The organism is Wolbachia endosymbiont of Pentidionis agamae, assembly GCF_036711655.1.
Taxonomy (GTDB): Bacteria; Pseudomonadota; Alphaproteobacteria; order Rickettsiales; family Anaplasmataceae; genus JAZHPY01.
Map to the genome: position 1 here is coordinate 1 of NZ_JAZHPY010000116.1, position 2382 is coordinate 2382.

Annotated in this window: 1 protein-coding gene and 1 pseudogene; one reads left to right on the forward strand and one right to left on the reverse strand. The window is 29.4% G+C overall.

The genetic code is table 11. The annotated features are described in order from the left end of the window. A pseudogene (locus tag V6U76_RS05110) lies at positions 1 to 1030 on the forward strand (hypothetical protein); the annotation flags it as partial. Between the two features lie 282 nt (positions 1031 to 1312). On the opposite strand, the gene surE reads toward V6U76_RS05110, so the two are convergent. Further along, complete coding sequence (surE, locus tag V6U76_RS05115) at positions 1313 to 2044, reverse strand: 5'/3'-nucleotidase SurE (RefSeq protein WP_333024052.1); 732 nt, start codon at positions 2042 to 2044, stop codon at positions 1313 to 1315. Between the last annotated feature and the right edge of the window lie 338 nt (positions 2045 to 2382).

Consider the following 2382-nt stretch of genomic DNA (forward strand, 5'->3'; position numbering starts at 1 on the left):
TAGATGGAATTACACTCCTTTATATGTTGCAAAAGGTTTAGAAACCAAAAAATTACTTGTGAAGTATATTGCAAAATTAGAAATTTTTAACCCAAATATTGTGAATAATGAGGGATTTAAGAAAAACAAAGAAATTATAGAAAATAATTCTGACCTAAATTCTTATTATGCACAATGCAAAAAAGAGTTAATAGAGCTCGAAAATATAAAAATTGGAGATTCTACACTATATGAGATTTTAGAAGAGAAAAATTTAGATAAATTAGTAAATTTGTGGTGTAAGCATAAAGGCATACTAGATCAAGAACAGGAAGAATTAAAGAAAAAATATCCACACTACGCTGATATTTTAATTGATAAGATTAATGAAGTAAAAAAATATATCTTTATTAAAAATAATAAGCTTATTGTTAACTATTTATTTGATGGTAAGAATATAGAATTACAAATCATGCAGTACAATGAAATTGTTGAGTTTGTACAAAAAAATGAACATAAATTCCAGTCTGTAATGTCTTCAATATTTGAAGGTCATTTCATGCCAAAAGTTGAAGTTAATTATGATGTTTCTAAAGTATCTATTCCAACACTTCACGATATGTCATTGATCCAGACATTAAAAATTAAGCCTGAATCTTTAATAAAACATCTTAGTAAATTAAAAGAGGACACTAAAATTAAATATTTAGAGATAGATATTAATCAGTTAATGGATACTGCTCCAATTAAAAATGTAGAAATCAACCATGCAATAACTAACCAGCCTATAGAAAATACATCTACTTCTAACGTTCATGGAGAAGAAGTTGAAACTCAATTTATATCAGATATTGATGAATCAAAAGAGCAAACTAAAACTCAACCTACAGTAGCAAATAGCTCTTCTACTCCTAGCGTGCAAGAAGAAGCGAAAATTCAACCTATAGCAGTTAATTTAACGGATACTGTTTCAGAGGAAAAAACTCAAACTCCAAATTCTAAAATCTCAGATGCTGCAGTTGCAGGAACATCAAGTAGCAAGTACATCTAAATCTCAGATTAGAGAGTAGAAATTTTATCAGCTACTGTAGGTAAATGCAAAACCTATAGTAGCCTGCAGTATAGACACATTATAGGGCTTCCGCTGCAGCTGGTGTTACGTATACTCCTGATAGAGTATGTTAATACAAAGCAGGCAATAGGTCTGAAAGTTCAACAACCGTAACATGGTCAACTTAATATAGGATATGAATTTAAAGTTACAGGTTTTGAAAGAGGTCTATTGAAAATTAGATAAATATAACATATGATAATAAACAAAAGTATTCTTAATTTAAGATATAAATGTTTTTAATTTCTTAAAATCATTCAGAGTATTATAATCTGTAAAGTCAGATTTCATTGGAGTTATGGTAATAAAACCTTTGTTAATTAATGTTGCACTATTATCTGTGTTATTTTTATACCAACCTAAATTATAATCACTATTACTTGTATCCAAGGCAAAGTCTGGATTGATATCAAACTTTCCTTGTTCAATAAATTGAACTCCTGTTATTGTTTTAGTACTAGGAAAGTTTACATTCATTACTACATCGTTTGGCCAACCTTGTTTGAGTAATGCATTGATTACTTTTAGTGCATAGGTTTGACTAGGAACCCAGCTTATTTGACCATTATACGCTTGACTCAGTGCAATTGAAGATATAAGCCGTGCTGCACCTTCCATTGCTGCACCAATTGTACCTGAATAACATACCTCATCCCCAATATTTGATCCATAATTTATTCCAGATAGAATCAAATCTGGTTTCTTTTTCATGAGCTTATGTAATGCAACAATAACGCATTCTACAGGAGTTCCAAGCACACTAAATTCTTTATCATCATGCTTATTTATTTCAAGAGAGTTTTCTATCAGATACTTTATTGATCTTGCTGATCCACTTCTATCATTACATGGTGCTACTATCCACACTTCTGATGCAAAACCTAAAGCAACCTCTCTTAACAACCTTATTCCTGAACTTGAGAAACCGTCATCATTCGTAATAAGTACTATCATATAAATCTAAATAAAAAGATTATATGATGAATATATTATTTTATAAACCATAATTTTATATTATAAAATTTGCTATAAAATAATAGGGATTACTGAATCAAATAGATTAAAAAAAGATATCTACAGACTGTCTGAAAGGTAAGTAAAATATGATATAAAAGTGATAAAAAGGTGAGATTAAGATGTACTCAAGTGATATAAAGAATTGGAGATTTTGAAGCGACATCTTGAATCACAAAAAACAGGAAAGCCAAAAAAACATATTAGACCTCTTGCATAACTTATATCCAGATTGTAAATTCCAGCTTGAACCTCAAATCAAAACTTCGGTATTTATC

What these genes read in the sequence shown, in the direction of transcription:
- surE (WP_333024052.1), bottom strand. Translation starts at nt 2,044, where the DNA reads ATGATAGTACTTATTACGAATGATGACGGTTTCTCAAGTTCAGGAATA.